The following is a 19,850-nucleotide window of genomic DNA, read 5'->3' as shown; positions in this document are numbered from 1 at the left end:
GTTCGTCATTCACCCCAAGATCGTTCGATCTGCAAGGCTGGCGGGCACGCGGCGCGGCGTGCCGGCGTATCTGCGGTGAGACACACTACGCGGGTCGAATACATGACCAGACGCGGCGCACCCGGGATTTCCTTACCGCTAATGGGCTAGGCCATCAGTCGTAGCAGCGATCAGATGCTGACTGATTGAGGTTGCCACAGAGCCAAACTTGGTTGTGGCGGGCTCTTCTTTTCCGCCGATGATGGGTGACGCCAGCAGCGATCTGGCGCGAATCCTGGATCTGAATTGCTCCGCAAGGACGGAGTGTGGGGTGAGTTTGGCAACCATAGCGATGACCACAGGACTGATCGGACACGTGATGGAGGCCCTCAAACGCAGGAGCGCCGGCCGCACGCGCCTGGCCAATATCGCACACCTTTTGACCGGCAATTTTCTCGGTTCATTGCTCGGCCTCGTGGCTTTTGCGCTTTCGGCGCGCGCCCTTGGCGTGGCGAACTATGGCCAGCTTGCATTGATTATCGCGTTCACCCGGGTTGTCGAGCGCGTTGTCAGTTTCCAGTCATGGCAGCCAATCATCAAATATGCGGCGGGCCTGGACGCGTCCTCGGATCGCGATGCACTGCGCATTCTCATGAAATTTGGCCTGCTTATCGATGTTGGCGCCGCCGTTTGCGCCTGGGTCATCGCCATGGGCGCCGCACTTCTCGTCGCGCCGTTCTTCGGTTGGTCCGCGGAAGTCGTGCAGCTTCTTGTCCTCTATTCCAGCGTTCTGCTGTTCCAGATCTCAGGCGTTCCGGTCGCGGTGCAGCGCATGGCCGGCAACTTCCGCCTCTTGGCCTACGGGCAGCTGCTCAATGCGGTTTTGCGGGTGTTGCTGTGCTTGCTCGGGGTGCTGCTCAAGGCTGATCTCGCCTATTTCACCGCGGTTTGGGCGGGAACACAGATCCTCGGGTCCCTGACACTCTTGACGCTGACGATGCGCGCCCTGCACAGGCAGGGCGTTCGCAAGATCCTGCGCGCGCCTTTGGCCGGAATCACAAGCCGCTTTCCCGGCATCTGGAATTTCGCCTGGTCTTCGAACATTTCGCTGACATTGCGCGTGAGTGCCCAGGAACTCGATACGCTGCTGGTCGGGTTCCTCGCCGACCAGGCTTCAGCGGGCTTGTACCAAATCGCCAAGCGCATAGGGCGCGTCGGCCAGCAGGTCGGCCCACAGGTCCAGAACGTTCTTTATCCCGACGTGGCCCGCTTTTGGGCGCAGGGACGCATCGGAAAATTCAAACGCGCGGTCTTTCAAGCCGAAGCCATGCTGTTCGGCTTTGGCATCCTCTGCATATTGATCGTCGCGGCGTTCGCCCGGCCGCTGCTCATGTGGACCGCGGGGCCTGCTTTTCTCGGCGCGGCCAACCTCGTCATCGTGCAGATGGTGGCGGTCGCGTTCGTGCTTTCGGGCTCCGCTGCCCGCTCCGCACTGCTGGCCATGGGCAAACAGCGCGAGGTGTTGCGGATCGTCGTCGTTGCGACGGCCGCCTTCCACATCACGGCACTTCTGCTGATCCCGCGCATCGGTGCGATGGGCGGCAACATCGCCCACATCGTGCTGGGCATATTGTGGACCGCGGGCTTGGCCCTTTCATTGAAACAAGCGTTGAAGACCACCCACTCCGACAGGCTGACCAGGCCGGTGGACAGCCTCGATCAGGCAGATCTTTCTCCTTCAAAGGCAATCTAGATGACCCTTGCGACCCAAGCTTCAACCACCGTGCCCATAGCGTCGCGACGCCCTGGTCCGTCATCGCCGACCCTTACGCATCTGCAGCGGCTCGAGGCTGAATCGATCCACATCATTCGCGAGGTGGCGGCCGAATTGCGCAACCCCGTGATGTTGTATTCCGTGGGCAAGGACTCGGCGGTGATGCTGCATCTGGCGATGAAAGCCTTCTACCCATCGCAACTGCCGTTTCCCTTGCTCCACATCGACACCACCTGGAAGTTCAAGGAAATGATCCGCTTCCGCGACGAAACCGTCGCGCGGCTTGGCCTGGACCTGCTGGTGCGTCGCAACGAAGCCGGTCTTGCCGAGGGCATCACGCCGTTTACCCACAACTCGTCGATCTACACGCAGATCATGAAGACCGAAGCGTTGAAATCGGCCCTGTCCTCGTTCGGTTTCGATGCCGCTTTTGGCGGGGCGCGGCGAGATGAAGAGAAAAGCCGCGCCAAAGAGCGGGTGTTTTCGCTTCGCAGCGAGAACCATGGCTGGGATCCGAAGAACCAGCGTCCGGAGTTGTGGAATCTCTACAATGGCCGGCTGAGGCCCGGCGAATCCGTTCGCGTCTTCCCCCTCTCGAATTGGACCGAAACCGATATCTGGCAATACATCATGAGGGAGAAAATCCCCATCGTCTCGCTCTACTTTGCCGCAAAGCGCCCGGTGGTGGAGCGCAACGGACAGTGGATCATGGTGGACGACGATCGTCTGCCGCTACGCCCGGGCGAGGTGCCCGAAATGCGTTCTGTGCGTTTCCGCACCCTTGGTTGCTATCCGCTGACCGCGGCCACCGAAAGCACGGCCGCTACTCTTCCCGAGGTGCTTCAGGAAACACTTGCCACCCGGACGTCCGAGCGGTCGGGCCGTTTGATCGATCACGACGAGGCGGCATCGATGGAAAAGAAAAAGCGTGAGGGGTACTTCTGATGCTTGGTGTTGCTCAAATCGCGGATCTCGAAGCTTCCCTGGAGAGCCAGGCCGCTTCCCAGCATCTTCATGCCCATGAGCGGAAAAGCCTGTTGCGGTTTCTCACCTGCGGCAGCGTGGACGACGGCAAGTCGACACTGATCGGCAGGCTGCTCTACGACACCCAGCTGCTGATGGAGGATCAACTTTCGGCCCTTGCGGCCGATTCCCGGCGACACGGCACGACGGGCGACGATCTCGACTTCGCGCTTCTGGTTGACGGCCTCGCCAGCGAACGGGAACAAGGCATTACGATCGATGTGGCCTATCGCTTCTTCGCCACGGAGCAGCGCAAGTTCATCGTCGCCGACACACCCGGCCATGAGCAATACACCCGCAACATGGCCACCGGCGCATCCAATGCCGACCTCGCGGTCATCCTTGTCGATGCGCGGCAGGGGATTCTCACCCAGACCCGCCGGCATTCCTTCATCGTCTCCCTGCTCGGAATCCGGCACGTCGTTCTGGCAATCAACAAGATCGACCTGATTGGCTATTCGCAGGCTGTGTTCGATGAGATCGAGGCGGCCTATCGAAGTTTTGCGGAACCGCTCGGCTTCGTCTCGCTGCAGGCCATCCCCCTGTCTGCCCGTTATGGCGACAATGTTCGTTCCAGAAGCGCGAAACTGCCCTGGTATCAGGGCCCGACACTCGTCGAGTACCTGGAGACCGTCGAGGTCGACAGCGACCGCCGTGCGGCCCCGTTCCGGATGCCGGTGCAATGGGTCAATCGCCCCAACCTCGACTTCCGCGGGTTTGCCGGCACGATCGCGGCCGGTGTGGTGAGGCCGGGAGACCGCGTCGCGGTGGCGCGCTCAGGCGTCACGAGCCTGGTGAAGCGAATTGTCACCTTCGATGGCGACCTCTCCGAAGCCGGCGCCGGCGAGGCGGTCACGCTGATGCTCGAGGACGAGATCGATGTCTCCCGCGGCGATGTTCTGGCAGCGGCGGCCGAGCGACCGGAAGTCTCCGACCAGTTTGCGGCGCATCTGCTCTGGATGCATGACGAGCCATTGATCCCCGGCCGTCCCTATCTCATCAAGCTTGCCACCAGCGTCGTGGGGGCAAGCGTCACGCACATCAAACACAGGCTGGACATCAACAATTTCGCGAAGCTCGCCACGAAAACGCTCGAGAAAAACGAAGTTGGCGTCATCAACTTGATGACACAGGCGCCGCTTGCTTTCGATCCTTTCAGCCGGGTGCATGAGACTGGTGCTTTCATCGTCATCGACCGTATGACCAATCACACGGTTGGCGCCGGGATGATCGACTTCAGCTTGCGCAGGGCAAGCAACATTCATTGGCAGGCGCTGGACGTGGACATGAACGCGCGCGCGATCGCCAAGGGCCAAAAGCCGGCGGCGCTGTGGTTCACCGGCCTCTCCGGCGCCGGCAAGTCGACGATCGCAAATCTCGTTGAGAAGCGCCTTCACGCGATCGGCAAGCACACGTACCTTCTGGATGGCGACAATGTCCGCCACGGCCTGAACCGGGACCTCGGCTTTACCGACGCTGACCGCGTCGAGAACATTCGTCGTGTCGCTGAAACCGCCAGGCTGATGGTCGATGCGGGCTTGATAGCGCTGGCTTCCTTCATTTCACCATTCCGGGCGGAACGCCGGATGGCGCGCGACCTTTTCGGCGAAGGACAGTTTATCGAGATCTTTGTCGATACGCCGCTGGAAGTGGCGGAGCGACGTGACCCGAAGGGTCTGTATCAACGCGCCCGAAACGGGTTGATACAGAACTTCACCGGCATCGGCAGTCCCTATGAGCGCCCCGAGGCTGCTCATATCACGATCACCCCAGATTTGAGCGCCGAGGAGGCCGCCGAACTGATCGTCAGCTACCTTGATCGTGGCAGCTATCTTGGAAGCGCAACCGGGTAGCAGGCGATGAGTGCTGAGACCGGTCGAATTCGGGTTTGCTTTCCATTTGTCGGTGACGATGTCGGCGGAAGTCACATCTCGGCACTGAAGCTTGTCCAGAATCTCGACACCTCAAGGGTCGCACCGGTCCTGGTGCTTCAGGACATCACGGGGCCGCTCGCAGACTTTCTGAAGATGGAGGGCCAGCCCTTCATGGGTTTGCCTCCTTTGACGACATTGCCCGCGAAAGGAACGACCTGGGGAGGTGTCGCCACCTATTTGACGAGCACGCTGCCGCATTTGAGCCGCTTCATCCGGGAGCAGAGGTTCGACATCATTCATACCAATGATGGAAGAACGCATATCAATTGGGGCATTGCCGCACGGTTTGCGGGTGCCCGGCTGGTCTGGCATCATCGCGGCGATCCCGATGCAAAAGGCGCCAATATTCTCGGGCCGTTCATTGCGGATCGCATGGTGACGGTGTCGCGATTCTCGCGGCCGAAGCATCCGATCAGATCGCTCAACGGACGCCTCAGCGTTATCCATAGCCCCTTCGACCACCCATTGGACATCCCTGACAGGGCTGCGGCCAAGGCAAAGCTTCTGGAAGAGCTTGGCCTCGCGCCAGACACGCACATTCTCAGTTTCATTGGCGGCCTGATCGAGCGAAAGCGTCCGCTTCTCTTCATCAACATCATTGAACGTTTCCGACGCGAGCATCCGCACATCCCGATCGTCGGCTGCGTGTTCGGCAACTCGCCGGCAGGCTCGCATGATCTTGAATTTGCCGCTCGCGCGCTTTGCGTCGAGCGCGGCCTGGATCGGATTGTGCGTTTCATGGGCTTTCGCAGCCCTATCGAGCCATTCCTGGCGGCGACGGATATTCTGGTCGTTCCCGCGATAGGGGAGCCTTTTGGAAGGACCCTGATCGAAGCGATGTTTCTCGGCACGCCGGTGGTTGCGACCGATCACGGCGGCAACCCGGAAGCCATCGAGAATGGACGGACGGGATTTCTGGTCGCCCCTGAAGACACCAAGGCTTTCATGGAGCCGCTGCGGCGGTTGCTTTCGGACCCTTCGCTGTGGGCACGCATCAGCCAGGCGGCCCGCAAGCAAGCCTGCTTTTCCTATAGCACGCAGCAGCACGTCGAAAAGGTCATGGAAGTTTATGGGCAAGCACTCCGCACTCCGGCGGCGGCCAGCTTGGCTTGCAGTACGACAGGTGAGAAATGATCCAAGAGGGTTCGACAATGCAGGCAGAGGATATCGACTTCCTTATCATCGGCGCGGCGAAATGCGCCACGACCTGGCTGCAGCAGTCGCTGCAGGCCGATCCGGACGTCAGCATGCCGGATCCCGAGTTGCATTACTTCAGTCGCCATTGCGAGCGCGGTGACGACTGGTACTTCCGCCAATTTCATAGAACTCGTCCTGGACAGCTGGTCGGCGAAAAGTCGAACTCCTACCTGGACACTCCGTCGGCACCGCAACGGGTTCACCGGCTGCTCCCCCATGTCAGGCTGATCGTGCAGCTTCGCAATCCGGTCGAACGTGCGTACTCGGACTATTGCATGCTCTTTCGCCGCGGCGAGGTCGACCGCGACATAGAATCCTACCTCGACGTGGGCAGGGATTCGCCTGGGCGTTTTCTCGCCGGCGGCCTCTATAGCGCACAGTTGCAGGCCTATCTGGATCTTTATCCGAAGGATCGGCTGCTGGTTCTGTTTTTCGAGGAAACGGTCGCAAGGCCTGTCGAACAGTTGAGCAAGGTCAGGACGTTTTTGAACCTCCCCGCGAGCGACGTGGCTTTGCCGGTGGCGAAAAAAGTGAAGGACCGCAGCGAAGCTATGGTTGGACCGCAGCTGCGCAACGTGATGAAGCCGTTGAAACCTCTGGTTCGTCCCTTCCGGAACACCTCTCTCTTCGAGGCGGCCCGGGGTGCCCTGGCCGGAAAGATTGCCTATCCGCCTTTCCCCCCAAGGCTTCGATCCCGGCTCGTCGACTTTTACGCCGCCGATGTCGAGCAACTGGGCACGCTGGTGCAACGGGACCTGTCTGGCTGGCTTGTCCAGAGTGGCGGAAGTACCTCTTTGGATTAACTCGGGAAAGTTCCTCTCGCGGTTCCGATAGCTACTCCCTGCACAAAAGCAGGTGTTGCGCCAAAAGCAGGCAAGGCGCTCCATAGCAATGATAAATCGTAGCCTCGAATCCGAACGATAGCAGGCCAACCTGTTCTTGATTGAGCAAGGTACTGGCAAGCGCGGATTTGTGTCTGCGGGGTTCAAACAGCCGATAATCTTGACGTGCTCTTGGAGCGCGGCGGCTAAGCTTTGTCGAGGTCCTAGGATGAGCCAGTTAGATCAGCCGTTTGAGGCAGTCGGTCCCCTCGGAGGCCAATCGCTTTTGATAGCCACCGCAATCGCTGTCGGCCGTCTTGTCAGCAAACCGCGCACCATCGTCCATGTTCTGTCGTACCTGCGTCGCAGGGTGATCGGGCGCGCCAAGGCCGTCGGCAAGAATCTTCATCTCTACATCATCGATCTGGCGATGGCGCTCGCGGCGCTGTCCTTTGCCTCATTCATGCGATTGGGCCTCGATGGAGAGGTCACCAGTCCGGAAAGCTACCATTCGCTGCTTTTTGCACTTCCATGCTTCCTGTTTACATGCGCCGTGGTCTTCCCGGTGACCTGCCTCTACACCCGCAATTGGCGATATGCTTCCGTCGGCGACATGCTCGGCATCCTGCGCGCGGTAATCGTCGCATCGCTCGCCTTCGTGTTCGTGATGTTTGTGGCGACACGGCTCGATTCGATCCCGCGCTCGGTGATGGTGATCGAGGTTCTATTGCTCGTGCCGCTGCTCATTTCGGTCCGCATCCGCTCCAAGCTCATCGAGACAGGCCGTTTTGGCCCGGCCGCGAACAGGGCGAGAAACGGACGCGACATGGTTCCCGTGCTGCTGATCGGTGCGGGCGATGCGGCTGATCATTATATCCGGGCACTGCAGCGGGATCCGGATGCACGCCATTGGCCGGTCGGCCTGCTCGACAATGCCGCGACGACGGAGGGGTATTTCCTGCGCGGCGTGCCGGTCCTTGGCAGCATCGAAGACTTCGATACGGTGATCAGCGATCTGGAAGTCCGCGGCATCAAGCCCCGGCACGTGATCTTTACCGAAAGGATGCCTGGTCTCGTCGACCCGGCGCTCGAAGCGCTGATCGACCGGGCCGAACGCCTGGGCATTGCGGTCTCGCGGCCGGCCCCCGTCCTCGAGCTGCGCAATCCCAAGCACGAGAGCCGCTTCGAGTTGCGCCCGATCGAGCTTACCGACCTGCTGGAAAGGCCTCAGACAGTGCTCGACAAAGCTGCGTTGTCCCGCATGATCGAAAACAGCCGCATCGTCGTCACGGGCGCCGGAGGCTCGATCGGCGGCGAACTCACACAGCAGATTGCCGCGCTTGGTCCGGCGGAACTGATCCTGATCGATAACAGCGAATACAATCTATACGCCATCGATCTGGAGCTGGCGGAGAAGTTCCCGAATGTGCACCGCAAGCCATACATCTGCGATGTTCGCGACCCGGTTCGCCTGGGCGAGATCTTCCAACGGCATTGTGTCGACCTGGTCTTCCATGCAGCGGCGCTCAAACATGTGCCGATGGTCGAATTGAATCCCTGTGAGGGCATTCTCACCAACGTCATCGGTACGATGAACGTGGCAGAGGCGACCCGCCTTTGCGGCGCCAAGGCGATGGTCCAGATCTCCACGGACAAGGTCGTGAACACCACCAGCGTCATGGGCGCCACCAAGCGCCTGGCTGAACTCTATTGCCAGTCCCTGGACCTGGCTTTCGTCGCCGGCGAAACTCCAGCCCGTTTCATGACCGTTCGTTTCGGCAATGTCCTGGGTTCGAGTGGATCGCTGATCCCGCTGTTCAAGCGCCAACTCGCCCACGGCGGTCCGCTGACCGTAACCGATATGGAGATGAAGCGCTTCTTCATGACCATAAGGGAGGCGGTTGAACTCACCTTGCAGGCGTCGGCCCATGGCTTGGAGAAAAGCCTGGGACAGGGCGAAATCTTCGTCCTGGACATGGGGGCGCCGATCAAGATCATCGACATGGCGCGTCGCATGATCAAGCTCGCCGGCTTTCGGCCGGATGAAGACATCAAGATCAAGATTGTCGGTTGCCGGCCTGGAGAGAAGCTGTTCGAGGAACTCTTCGACGAAAGAGAAAGACGTGTCGACGTTCCGATCTCCGGGGTCTTGGGCGCTGTGCCCAATCCGGTGCCGCTCGAGACCCTTCGCAAGGAATTTTCGCAACTGCGCCGCCTGGCGAAAGCCGGCGACACCGGGGGCGTGCTGGACCTCGTTGCCCGGTTGCTTCCCAGCTACCACAGACCGGAAACAAAACCTGCGGCGGCGACGGCGACGCCATTCGTGCCTCACGTGATCCGCGGCTCGGCCAAGGCGGCCACGCCTCCACGCGAAGCAGCAGCCTGATGCCGGCGGGAGCGCGGCCGTGCTAAGACATATCGCTTCGGCTCTGGTTGTCGCGCTGTCCTGCGGCACCGCACTGGCCGGCGAGCCTCAACCGACCGTCGCCGAGGCACGGGGCGCGATCGAGCGCGCGGGCGCCTACTTCCGCGACCACCTCGGTGTGGCCGGAACTTATGTATGGAAATATTCGCTTGATGGCCAAAGGAGGATGGGCGAAGGCGGCGCCGTGCCGACGAGCGTTGGCTGGGTGCAGCCGCCTGGGACGCCGGCTGTTGGAGCTGCCTTCCTGCGCATTTTCGAGGTTACCGGGGACAAGCAATGGCTTCAGTCGGCCCAGCTCGTGGCAACGGCTCTGGTCAAGACGCAGTTGGAGTCCGGCGGGTGGTTTTACAGCATCGAGACGGACCCGCAAAAGGCGGCCACCTGGTGTTATCGTTCACTGAAGACAGATGGAAACGCCTGTCACGACATCAAGGACAATCCGCATCGCAACGAGACCGTCCTCGACGACAACAACACACAGAGCGTGCTGAATTTCCTGATGTGGTTCGACCGGGCGAGCGGCGGTTCGGATCCGGATGTCCGGTCCTGCATCGACAAGGCGCTTCATCGACTGATGCGGGTGCAGTACCCGAACGGGGCCTTTCCGGTCTTCTTCAAGGGAGCCGCGCCGGGCGCGGCTGTGGAGACGACCGCCAAGGCGAGTATTCCGGCCAGTTGGTCGCACGAGTGGCAGAAGCCCGATCGTCCGCCCTACTTCATCGTCAATGACAATCTCCCTCGCGATATGGGCCGTCTCTTTCTCAACGCTTACCGTACATATGGTGATCCCAAATATCTCCAGGCAGCCGAAAAGGTCGGCGATTTTCTCCTCGCGGCCCAGCTTCCCGCGCCGCAACAGGGCTGGGCCCAGGAGTATGATCGTTCCATGCAGCCAGTGTGGGGCCGCAAGTTCGAGCCGCCAGGCGTGGTCTCGCGCGAAACCGCCGGCAATATCGATTACCTGATCGAGTTGAACGAGCAGAACAAGGATGCGCGGCTGCTGGACGCGGCGGAGTCGGCCGCCAAATGGTTGCTGGCGGCGCGCCTGCCCGACGGCAAGTGGGCACGTTTCTATGAACTCAACACCAACCGCCCGCTCTACATCGACGATGATAACCAGGTGACGTTCGACGACAAGAACCTCCTGCACCACTACGGGATGAAAACGGGTGCCGAGATCGAGCCGGTGTTCGCCCGGCTGGAGCTTGCCAGGCGCGGCTTGCCGGTTTCCCGCCAACAGCTGTGGATCAGCGGCATGGATGAGTTGAGCCCCGGCGACCTAAGTTCCAAGGTGCGTCAGCTCATCGACAGCCAGGATGCCCAGGGACGTTGGGTCGAGGGCCGGTTTGTAATGGGGCAGGACTTCATCGACGGCGTGTTCGCTCTCGGTCGCTTTATCTCCCCACAGGCGTCCGCGCCGGGGAAGTAGCTGCACGTCGTCCGCTCTATCCACATCGAGATTTCGACCGGGCCTTCGCGATCGCCGACTGGCCGTGTCAGGCCGGCAAACTCAGCCGCAGTGTGACCTAGTTTGATCGACGTTGAAGAAGCTGTAGCCGGCCACGCGTGGAGCGGGCGTTACGAAGGAAGCCTGCAACCGCTCCTGGCACTGGCCCCCCGCGCAAAATCGCAACGCTGGGCGCTATTCCAAGCAGCAGAGGCACGACAAAAAAGCGGCTGTAGAGATGCGGCAGCGCGTTGGCCAACGCGGCGAAGAGAAGCACCGTCGTCAGGGTGCAGATGGCGGATATTCGTCCTTGGCGAAGCCGCGCAGCGAGCATGCCGATGATTATTCCGGCGACCAGCATGAGCAGAAAGCCGATCAACCCAAGTAGCCCCGCCTCGACCCATATCAAGAGATAGACGTTGTGGACTGGAGCATGCAGCTCGCTGAAATGTCGATACTGGTCGGCGCCGATGCCAAGCAGCGAACTGCTGTCCGCTTTGGTGATGGCCTCGCGGATAAGCCGCATACGGTCCGCAAACGTGCCGGCCTCGTCAATGTCGCCACTCTGCAGCGCATTCAGCACGCGGCGCTGGAAGATCGGGGGCAGGAAGTCGCGGCCCCACGTAACGACGACAAAGAACGCGCCGAGCGACGACACCGCCAACAGGATGATGCGGCGCCACGAGCCCGTCATGGCAACGAAGACAGTGAGCGCGACGACTAGGCCGATCAGCCCGGTATTGGAACCAGTCAGGACAATGCCATACGCAAAGAGCGGCACTCCGATCCAGGCCCAGCGGGGCCGGGCGCCCCCTGAAGCGACCAGCCACAACAACAGGGGGACCGCGAGTGCAATCAGTGTCGCGCATTCGTTCTCGCGTTCGACCCAGCCGATAAAACGGCCATTGCCGCTGGTCAGGTATGTGCCTTGTTGCTTGAGGATGTCGATGACCACGATGCCGTGAATGCACATCAAGCCGATCGAGCAGATAAGCGCCTTCGTAAGGAGAACCGTTTCGCTCCATGGCCTCGACGCGAGCATGAACGCCAGGAGAAAATAGGCATACAGATACTGCGCCGAGATGATGAAGCCGCGCTGCGGATCACCATTGATCAGGCTGCTGAGCAGCAGCATGCCGCACAGCAGCGCCACCCCGGTGTTCCAGAGAAGCGTCCCGGCTGCCAGGGGGGCGGGCGAAAGGGATTTCCCCAGCACCATCGCAAAGACGGCGGCCAGGGCGAAGGCATCGCTGGCGGTGAAGTAGAACGTGTCGACCCGCAGGATGTTGAAGGGGGTGAGAAACACGGAGGCCATTGCCAGCCAGAGGCCGATCTTGCCGATCCCATTTGACAACGGTGCCGCGGGCGGCCTGCGGTCGGGCTTTGCCCAGTACCCGCGAGGGACCCCGGCATGATTCATCGTCACTCCTGAAAACTATCTTTTCACCAGCCTCCATGGACGTGCAGTTCGGTACATATGCCAAGATAGGCCCGCGGCCACCTACGCTATCCTTTCGGATAATCCCATGGCCGCGACTAAGCCTCTTGAACGCGCTGGCGTCCGTGTATCCGTGCTAAAAACTTGTCGCTTGGTTGGGTCTCGAACTCGGCTTGAAGACCCGGTGAGATCGATAAGGATAGGGGCGCGATCAGTGAGCTTGGTAGACGAAAACAGCGTGTGGAACCGACTGGGGCCATTCCTTCAGGAGTCACCCGAACCCTTGGAAGAACGGACGTTCGGCGCGCGCGAACTTTACAGTCTTTTCCGCAGACGCCTGCTCCTGATCGTTGCGATCGTCATTGCGGGCACCGCACTCGCACTCATCGCCGCGGTGGAACTTCCCAAGACATATACGGCTCGTTCCATGATCGTTGTCGAAACCGACGATCCCAATCCTCTCGACACCACGCAGGCGCAGCCGAACCAGCAGCCTGACAAGTCGCGGATGGACACCGAGGCGGATCTGATCGCCTCTCGCGTATTCGCCAGCCTGGTGGTCGACCGGCTCGACCTCATCCAGGATCCGGACTTCAACACCTATCTGCCGCCAGCCGCCGCCGGAGGAACTTCGGATTCGAGCGGCGGTGTGCTGTCACAGGCAGTCGGCCTGATTGTCTGGATACCGCAAAAACTATTCTCGCTGGTCGCCGGCTCGGGCCCGCAGGATGCCACATCCCTGCCGCCCAAGGATGTTCAGCAAGACCGGGCAATTTCGGCTTATCTGGCGAACCTGTCAGTCGATCGCTCCGGTGAAAGCGCGGCAATGACGATCTCGTTCTTCAACGACGACGCAGCGACCGCGGCCAAGATTGCCAATGCAACTGCCAGACTGTTCGTGGAATGGTCTCGTGACAACAAGCGACAGGACATCAAGGATGCCGTCGGCTTTTTGAGGCAGCAATCGACCGAGCTCGCATCACGGATTGCCGCGATCGAGGGTCAGATCGCCAAATACGCGACCGAGCATGGCGTCTCCAGTGATCCACGTGATGATCTGCTGCGCGCCTCAATCCAGCAGGCCAACGAACAGCTCAGCACCGCCAGGGGTGAATACACGCAAGCACAGGCGCGCCTTGCCCAGGTCAGGCTAGCGGCCAAGAACGGCGACACCGGGGCCGGCGTCGACCCGTTGCTCACATCGGACTTCCTGACGTCGCTGCGCAACGATGAAGCGACGGCGATGAGGGATCGCGCGCAGCTGGCCGGCAATTACGGCCGCAATCATCCCCTGGTCCAGGAGGCCGATGCGAAAGTAGCGGCCGTCCGTGCGATGATTTCCCAAGAGATGCTGCGAACGATCGCAGTCCTGGAAAATGACGTGCGCGTCGACGAAGGCCGGGTGAACCAACTTGTCAAAAGCCTGGAGGCCTCCAACGAGGAGCTGCGTCAAAGGAGCCTGGCGGAGGCCAAGCTGCGTGAACTGAACAACAATCTGGCGACCGAGCAAAAGCTCTACGACCTCGTGTCCGGTAAACTTGGCAGTCTCGATCCGTTTTCGGAAGCGGTCGAACCCGGCGTGCGAACCGTCTCCACGGCCGAGATCCCGACGAGCCCTTCCTTTCCCAAGCTTCGTCTGATGCTTGCGGGCGGTTTGGCCGCGTCGCTTGTCCTGGCCCTGATTCTGGTGCTGACACTTGAAAGCATGGAAGTCCGGATACGGGACTTGCGGAGGGCATCGAAGCTGATACGCGCTCCCCTGCTGGCGTCAATTCCGCGGTTGCCCCAGAAATTCCTGCGTCCCGCCCTGCCCCCTCTCGAAACCCTGTTGTCACGGCCGCGGTCTGCTTTCTCCGACGCTTTCCGATCGCTTTACAATGCCTGCACCCGGATGAACGGTGGACGGAGCAAACATGTCGTTCTGGTCAGTTCCGGCTTGCCGCAGGAAGGCAAGACGACGACAGCCATGGGCCTTGCCATGGCAGCGGGCATGGATGGCGCGCTGACCGCCCTGATCGATCTGGATTTACGAACCCGCAGCCTTCACACCGCCATGGAGCTGCGCTCCGCCAGCAGGACACTCGGCGACTATCTGCAAGGCGATTGCGCTCTGGCGGAAATCGTCCAGACGCTGCCTGATATCCCGCAGCTCGATGTTCTAGCGCCATCCGCCGACGACCAGACGCTGCCGGAATTCCTCAACTCCGGCCAGCTCACCAAGCTGCTGGAGGCGTTCCGGCTTGAGTACGATGTGGTGATCATCGATGCACCGCCCGTGCTCGTTGTTGAAGACGCGATCAGGATTGCCGCCTCGGTCGACACCATCGTCGTTGTGGCCGCGTTCGACAGCACCACTCAAGAGGCTCTTTCCCAGGTTGTCGAGCGCTTGCGCTTCGCCGGCGGTCCAACGATTGGCTGGGTGTTCAACCGTGTTGATCCTTTCCAACAGGCTCGCGGCGCCCTGCGGAAGGCCTACATGAGGCGGCAGCAGATCCGGCGTTACTTCTTCGCCGATAGCCCGTGACCGCACAGCCGGTTACGCCCGACCGATTACAGCCCCATCGCCTCGAGCAAGGTATGGTTCACCTTGTGCACATCGAAGCGTTCTTCCGCGAGCTTTCTTGAGTTGGCACCCATTCTGGCGGCGAGTTCGTCATCTTCAAGAAAAGCCCGCTGCGCCGCGGCAAGCGCATTCACGTCTCGTGGCTCGACCCGAAACCCGTTCTCGCCGTCGATGACCGTTTCCTGACAGCCAGGCGCGTTGGTCGTGATGATCGGCCGGCCCGTCGACAAGGCCTCCAGCGCGCTGCGGGGAATGCCCTCGCGATAGTAGGACGGCAGCACAAACACCGTGGATGCGGTCAGGTACGGGCTGACGTCGTGCGTTTCGCCGAGATACTCCACGGCGCCTTCCCTGGTCCACTGGTCCATTTCGGCTTTCGAGATGGAGAGGGGACTGGGATCGAACGGACCGAGAATCTGGAAACGCGCGGTACCGTGCTTGGCCTTCAGGATGCGCGCGGCGGCGGCAAACTCGGCAATCCCTTTCTCGCGCAGCAAGCGAGCAATCAGCAGGAAGATGGGCGGACCGGGCGGCGGCCGGCTGGCTGCGAACAGTGTCAGGTCCACCCCGGAGCCCGCAACCTTGATCACCGGTGTGGTCGCGGAAACCATCCTGTGGCGCCGGATATCGAGAGCATCGGCTTCATTGTAGGCGAAAACAGCTTCGCAGCCCTTCAGGGCCGAGCGGTAGAGACCAATGCTCAACCGGCGCAGGACAGTTGCACGCAGGCCCGTAACGCTGCCACTGAATATGAAGCCGAATCCCGTGAAGAGGGCAAACCGCCGAGGCACTCCGGCAAGCCGCGCCGCCAGCCCGCCATAGATGATCGGCTTCATCGTGTAGGGCAGGACGATGTCGGGAGCCAGGCGGCGCATCAGCCGGTAGAGCGCCTTGAGCGTTCGCAGATCGGCCAGCGGATTGGTACCCGTCCTGGCCATCGGAATCTGTTGGAAGCTGACGCCAATTGCACCCAGCCTGGCGATGGCCTGCTCATCATTGTCGGGGGCGAGCGCGATGACCTCGTGCCCGGCGGCGACCATGGCTTTCAACAATTCGAGGCGAAAATTGACGAGCGAACGCGTCAGGCTTGCGATCACGACGATCCGCTTGCGGCGCATCGCATCGTTCCCGCCGGCGGGAAAATGATCTCGACCATTCGCGTGCATGACAACCACCAGTCACTCCTATCAGCTCGAGATATGGCGACGACGCCCCAGAGCTGTTGCGTAGAGTTCCAGGTGCCGATCGACGTAAAGCGATAGTGAGAAGTTCTCCATGACGCGGCGACGCGCCTGTTGGCCCAGAGCGCGCCGCTGGGCCGGTTCAAGGCAGACAAGCCTGATCAACCCGGCGGCCAGTGCTTCACTGTCCCGGGGCGGAACGACCACTCCACTGTCGCCGACGAGCCAGCCGGAGTCGCCGACCGCCGTCACCACCGCCGGCACGCCACTTGCCATCGCCTCGCCGGCGGCAAGGGAAAAAGCCTCGCCCCAAGCTGAACAAAGCGCGTAGACATCGAAGCCGGGCATGAGATCGGCAACGTCACCGCGGATGCCCGGCGTCGTAATACGGTCGTCTATGCCGAGGTCGCGGGCGGCGCGCCGCACCGGCCCATCGGCATGCCCCTCCCCGATAAACACGCCCTGAACGTCATACCCTTGTGCCAGAACACGGCTGATGGCCCGAACCAGGCTGATCTGGTCTTTCATGGGATGAAACCGTGCCACATGGCCGATGATCAGCCGTTCGGGCGGCAAGCCGAACAGATGGCGCAATTTCGCACCGGCGTCGGCCGCGGGAGAAAACTGATCGCAATCCGTTCCATTCGGAATGACCACCCTGCGGCGCGGGTCAAAACCCAGACGCTCGTGATCGTCGGCGGCCACGCGCGAGCAATATGAGATTGCGCTGGCGCGACTCGACAGCCGGGCCGAGAGCCGGATCAACTGGCGCGTCAGCGGTTTCTCGTCGGCGAGGTCGCGAACCGTGTGATGGATACTCCAGATAACCGGCGAGAAGTTGAACCCCAGCACCGAGCCGAGCGTTGCCGCGACGTTGCCGTGATACATCCATCCGTGAAGAAGATCGGGCGCTGCCCTGCTTATCGACCGGGTCAGCCGAAAGACATCTCGCGGCCGCGGCCGCTCCGTCATGCTGATCGACACGAGCCCGGAATTTGCATGCTTCACCTGTGCGGCCAATGGCCCAGGTGAAAGCAGCGATAGAACCGAAGACGAGAAGCGGTTTTGGTCGATCCGGCCAAGAAAACGGGCAAGCATGACCTGGGCGCCGCCAACGTCGAGACTGGTGATCGTGTGAAGAACACTTGTGTGCACGCAAGCTTCCCAGCTGTCTGCGGCGCTCCGCCACAAGGAAGCGTTCAATCGGCCGACAGTATCCAGCCGCACCATACGTTGGTTACGATCGACATCCAGTTAGCCAAATTGGGTGGGCACGAGACCGAAGGTTGTCTCTGCTCCACCAAAGGTATGACTCATTGTCCGCGCACAGGTGTCGCTAGGGTCTTCACAGGAAATTTCTGTGGTGGGCTTCCATGGCGTCTTTTTGCAATCCGGCACGGAGCGGGCGATCGATAGGCTCGTGGACCAGTATCCTCGCGAAAGCGTTGAAACATGCCCGGATCACGGTCCCCGCTGTTGTTGCGATCCTGGCTTGCCCGATCGCGGCCAGGGCCGCGGCTGATGACGGCTACAAGCTTTCGGTCGGCGATGTGGTTTCGTTCGACTTCATCGACGATGCGCTTCCTGCCGAACAGCTGACGGTGGCCAGCGATGGCGCGGTCAACATTCCGCTGATCGGCAGCTTTGAAGTTGGCGGCCTGACGGTGCCTGACGCTTTGAAGCATATCCGCAAGGCGTTCATCGACCGAGAGTTCTTCAACGACCCGCATATAGCCCTGGCGGTGGTCAGCTTCCGTCCGATCTTTGTCCTTGGGGATGTCAAGGCGCCGGGCTCGTTTCCGTACCAGCCAGCACTGACCGTGGAGCAGGCGGTGGCGCTTGCCGGTGGTCAATCGACGGGCGGAGCCACTGCCGAGGATCGCGTGGTGACGCGCGCCCGGCTGCGCGGAACCCTTGATGAAAGCGTGGTGCAGATTGCCAAGGAAGCCGTTGCCGCCGCGCGCATCAAGGCTCAGTTGGCAAACAACGACAAGATCTCGGAGCTGGATCTGCCTCCCAAGATCAGAGGCCTCATGAATGCCAATCTGCTCGCAACGTTGCTTCCGACGGAGCAGCGGATCCTTGAAACGGATCAACACGCACTGACCACACGTCGCAAGCAGCTGTTGGCGGGGATCGACGAAGTGAACATCGCCCTCGCCAATATTGAACAGCTATCGGACATACAGAAGACTGTGATCGCTTCGTCGCAAGCCGATCTCGAGCGTGTCAGGGCCCTCAACAAGAAAGGCATCGTCACGCTTACGGATCTCTCGAACGCCGAGCGCGAGGCGACCACGCAGCAGTCGCATCTGCTTGAAATCTACAATCAGGCGTCGACGGTTCGCCGGGAATTGAGCCAGTTGCAGCGTGACCTGGACGACGCCACCCAGACCTGGACGCACACAGCGCTGACGGAGCTTCAGGCCCACAACTCTGAAATCGAGCGCCTGGTCTCGGTTCGCGAGTCGACCGAAGAGCAGATCCTGCTGCTGAGCACGCTGGCGGCGGAACAGACACGCACCAACAACACTATCGCGTTCACTTACCAAATCCGCCGCAAGCAGAACGGCCAGATCGCCACCAGGGTGGCGACCCTCGACGATCCGATTGTAGCCGGAGACACGATCCTGGTGTCGATAAACCGTCTGGACAACGCCCTGGACCTGGCCAGCCGTCTTGATGCTCCTGTCGCGGCGCCCCCTCCCGTTCAGGTGGGACCGTCACAATGATCGGCCTCAGCAATCCGATGGCCCGCTCTCCCGAACTGACCGCTCGCGTGCCGATAGGCCGGGCGATGCCCAGCCGGATCGCTGCGGTGGTGCTTTTGATCCTCAGCCTGCCGCTATGGATGGTGGCCGCCGCAATTGTCTGGGCAAGTGTCGGCCGCCCACTGTTCTTCCGCCAGACCCGCAGCGGCTTGGCAGGCCGTCCCTTTGTCATCTGCAAGTTTCGTACGATGCGTGAAGGGCGCGATGCGGATGGCGTGCTGCTGCCCGACGCCTTGCGCGAGACGCCCGCCACCCGGCTGATGCGCGCCATTCGTATCGATGAGCTGCCTCAACTTATCTCCATAGCCAGGGGCGACATGGCGTTCATAGGGCCACGCCCGTTGCTCCCAGCCACCATCGCCGAGTTCGGCGACCTGGGACGTGTTCGCTGCACGGTCCGTCCGGGCCTGTCCGGCTGGGCACAGGTGAACGGCAATACCCGCCTCACCAACGGTGAAAAGCTGGCGCTCGATCTCTGGTATGTGCGCAATCGCAATCTCTGGCTCGATCTGCAGATACTGATCCTGACCGTCCTTGTGGCCCTGTTGGGCGAACGCATCGACCGCCGCCATGTCGATCACGCGTTGAAGGCGATGCCCGCCGGGACGGTTCGGTCATGAGCCCGGCCCTTGGTCGACTCCTGGTGATCGCGCCGCATCCCGACGATGAGGTTCTGGGGTGTGGCGGCACGATAGCCCGGGTCGCCGCGGAAGGCGGCGAAGTCCATGTCGCGGTGGTTACGCGAGGCTGTCCGCCTGCCTTCACAGAGGAGATGACGCAGCAGGTCCGCGGTGAGGCGAAGGCGGCCCATGCCGGCCTGGGCGTGCGACACACGCATTGGCTTGATCTGCCCGCCGCGCAGCTCGGCCAGACACCGCACTCGACCGTCAATGCGGCGTTGCAAGCTCTGCTGCAGGCGGTCAAGCCGGACACCTTGCTCATCCCCTTCGTCGGCGATGTTCATATGGACCACCAGCTGATCTTCCTGTCGTCGCTGGTTGCCGCCCGTCCCACCCAGTCCCACTACCCGCGGACGATCATGGCCTACGAGACGGTGTCTGAAACGAACTGGAATGCACCCTATGTCACGCCGAGCTTCGTGCCGAATGTCTTCATAGACATCCAGGCGACACTCGACCGCAAACTCGAAGCCGCGTCGATGTTCGCTTCGCAGATCAAGAATTTCCCGCACGAGCGTTCGATCGAAACATTACGGGCGCTGGCGATCGTCAGGGGCACCGCCGTCCATTTGAGGGCGGCCGAGGCCTTTGTCCTTCTGAGAAATGTCATCTGAATT

Annotated in this window: 14 protein-coding genes; 11 read left to right on the top strand and 3 right to left on the bottom strand. The window is 61.2% G+C overall.

The window, feature by feature from the left end; translation table 11 throughout:
• The first annotated feature begins 214 nt into the window (after nucleotides 1-214).
• The 7 genes from X743_RS140350 to X743_RS140380 all read left to right on the top strand — a co-directional run bounded on the left by X743_RS140350 (nucleotide 215) and on the right by X743_RS140380 (nucleotide 10,582).
• Complete coding sequence (locus X743_RS140350) at nucleotides 215-1,732, top strand: lipopolysaccharide biosynthesis protein (RefSeq protein WP_245264338.1); 1,518 nt, start codon at nucleotides 215-217, stop codon at nucleotides 1,730-1,732.
• Nucleotides 1,733-2,698: a sulfate adenylyltransferase subunit CysD gene (gene cysD, locus X743_RS140355; RefSeq protein WP_023768899.1), complete on the top strand. Its 966-nt coding sequence runs from the start codon at nucleotides 1,733-1,735 to the stop codon at nucleotides 2,696-2,698. It abuts the gene before it with no gap.
• Nucleotides 2,698-4,629, top strand: a complete 1,932-nt coding sequence (gene cysN / locus X743_RS140360) for a sulfate adenylyltransferase subunit CysN (RefSeq protein ID WP_023768898.1) — start codon at nucleotides 2,698-2,700, stop codon at nucleotides 4,627-4,629. Before cysD ends, cysN begins: the two co-directional genes overlap by 1 nt.
• Nucleotides 4,630-4,635: 6 nt before the next feature.
• Nucleotides 4,636-5,844, top strand: coding sequence for a glycosyltransferase family 4 protein (locus X743_RS140365; RefSeq protein WP_023768897.1), 1,209 nt, complete (start codon nucleotides 4,636-4,638; stop codon nucleotides 5,842-5,844).
• 17 nt (nucleotides 5,845-5,861) lie between these two features.
• Nucleotides 5,862-6,710, top strand: coding sequence for a sulfotransferase (locus X743_RS140370; protein WP_023768896.1), 849 nt, complete (start codon nucleotides 5,862-5,864; stop codon nucleotides 6,708-6,710).
• Nucleotides 6,711-7,014: 304 nt separating this feature from the next.
• Nucleotides 7,015-9,114, top strand: coding sequence for a nucleoside-diphosphate sugar epimerase/dehydratase (locus X743_RS140375; RefSeq protein ID WP_023768895.1), 2,100 nt, complete (start codon nucleotides 7,015-7,017; stop codon nucleotides 9,112-9,114).
• A gap of 19 nt (nucleotides 9,115-9,133) precedes the next feature.
• Nucleotides 9,134-10,582, top strand: coding sequence for a hypothetical protein (locus X743_RS140380; protein ID WP_023768894.1), 1,449 nt, complete (start codon nucleotides 9,134-9,136; stop codon nucleotides 10,580-10,582).
• Between the two features lie 97 nt (nucleotides 10,583-10,679).
• On the opposite strand, the gene X743_RS140385 is transcribed toward X743_RS140380, so the two are convergent.
• Entirely contained in the window at nucleotides 10,680-12,020 is a 1,341-nt protein-coding gene (locus tag X743_RS140385) for an O-antigen ligase family protein (RefSeq protein ID WP_084555657.1), read from the bottom strand.
• A 301-nt stretch (nucleotides 12,021-12,321) separates the two neighbouring features.
• Here X743_RS140385 and X743_RS140390 point away from each other — a divergent pair, with 301 nt between their 5' ends.
• Nucleotides 12,322-14,562 carry a polysaccharide biosynthesis tyrosine autokinase gene (locus X743_RS140390; protein WP_023768892.1) on the top strand — a complete coding sequence of 747 codons (2,241 nt, stop codon included), beginning with the start codon at nucleotides 12,322-12,324 and terminating at the stop codon, nucleotides 14,560-14,562.
• 26 nt (nucleotides 14,563-14,588) lie between these two features.
• On the opposite strand, the gene X743_RS140395 is transcribed toward X743_RS140390, so the two are convergent.
• Together X743_RS140395 and X743_RS140400 are read right to left on the bottom strand one after the other, a co-directional pair.
• A complete protein-coding gene (locus X743_RS140395; protein WP_245264337.1) occupies nucleotides 14,589-15,641 on the bottom strand; it encodes a glycosyltransferase family 4 protein in 1,053 nt (350 codons plus the stop codon).
• A gap of 147 nt (nucleotides 15,642-15,788) precedes the next feature.
• Nucleotides 15,789-17,012 carry a glycosyltransferase gene (locus X743_RS140400; protein ID WP_084555655.1) on the bottom strand — a complete coding sequence of 408 codons (1,224 nt, stop codon included), beginning with the start codon at nucleotides 17,010-17,012 and terminating at the stop codon, nucleotides 15,789-15,791.
• 143 nt (nucleotides 17,013-17,155) lie between these two features.
• Here X743_RS140400 and X743_RS140405 point away from each other — a divergent pair, with 143 nt between their 5' ends.
• Genes X743_RS140405 through X743_RS140415 form a run of 3 tightly spaced genes read left to right on the top strand, consistent with a single transcriptional unit; the run spans nucleotide 17,156 to nucleotide 19,847 of the window.
• The gene (locus X743_RS140405; protein ID WP_084555654.1) at nucleotides 17,156-18,514 is read left to right on the top strand and encodes a polysaccharide biosynthesis/export family protein; all 1,359 of its coding nucleotides are present in this window, start codon (nucleotides 17,156-17,158) and stop codon (nucleotides 18,512-18,514) included.
• Nucleotides 18,511-19,173, top strand: coding sequence for a sugar transferase (locus X743_RS140410; RefSeq protein WP_023768888.1), 663 nt, complete (start codon nucleotides 18,511-18,513; stop codon nucleotides 19,171-19,173). Before X743_RS140405 ends, X743_RS140410 begins: the two co-directional genes overlap by 4 nt.
• Nucleotides 19,170-19,847, top strand: a complete 678-nt coding sequence (locus X743_RS140415; RefSeq protein WP_023768887.1) for a PIG-L deacetylase family protein — start codon at nucleotides 19,170-19,172, stop codon at nucleotides 19,845-19,847. The genes X743_RS140410 and X743_RS140415 overlap by 4 nt, the downstream gene beginning before the upstream one ends.
• The last annotated feature ends 3 nt before the right edge of the window (nucleotides 19,848-19,850 follow it).

Origin of the sequence: Mesorhizobium sp. LNHC232B00, assembly GCF_000502435.1 — a bacterium.
Lineage (GTDB): Bacteria > Pseudomonadota > Alphaproteobacteria > Rhizobiales > Rhizobiaceae > Mesorhizobium > Mesorhizobium opportunistum.
Note: the sequence above shows the minus strand (reverse complement) of the source record. Positions and strands in the feature narration are given on the sequence as shown.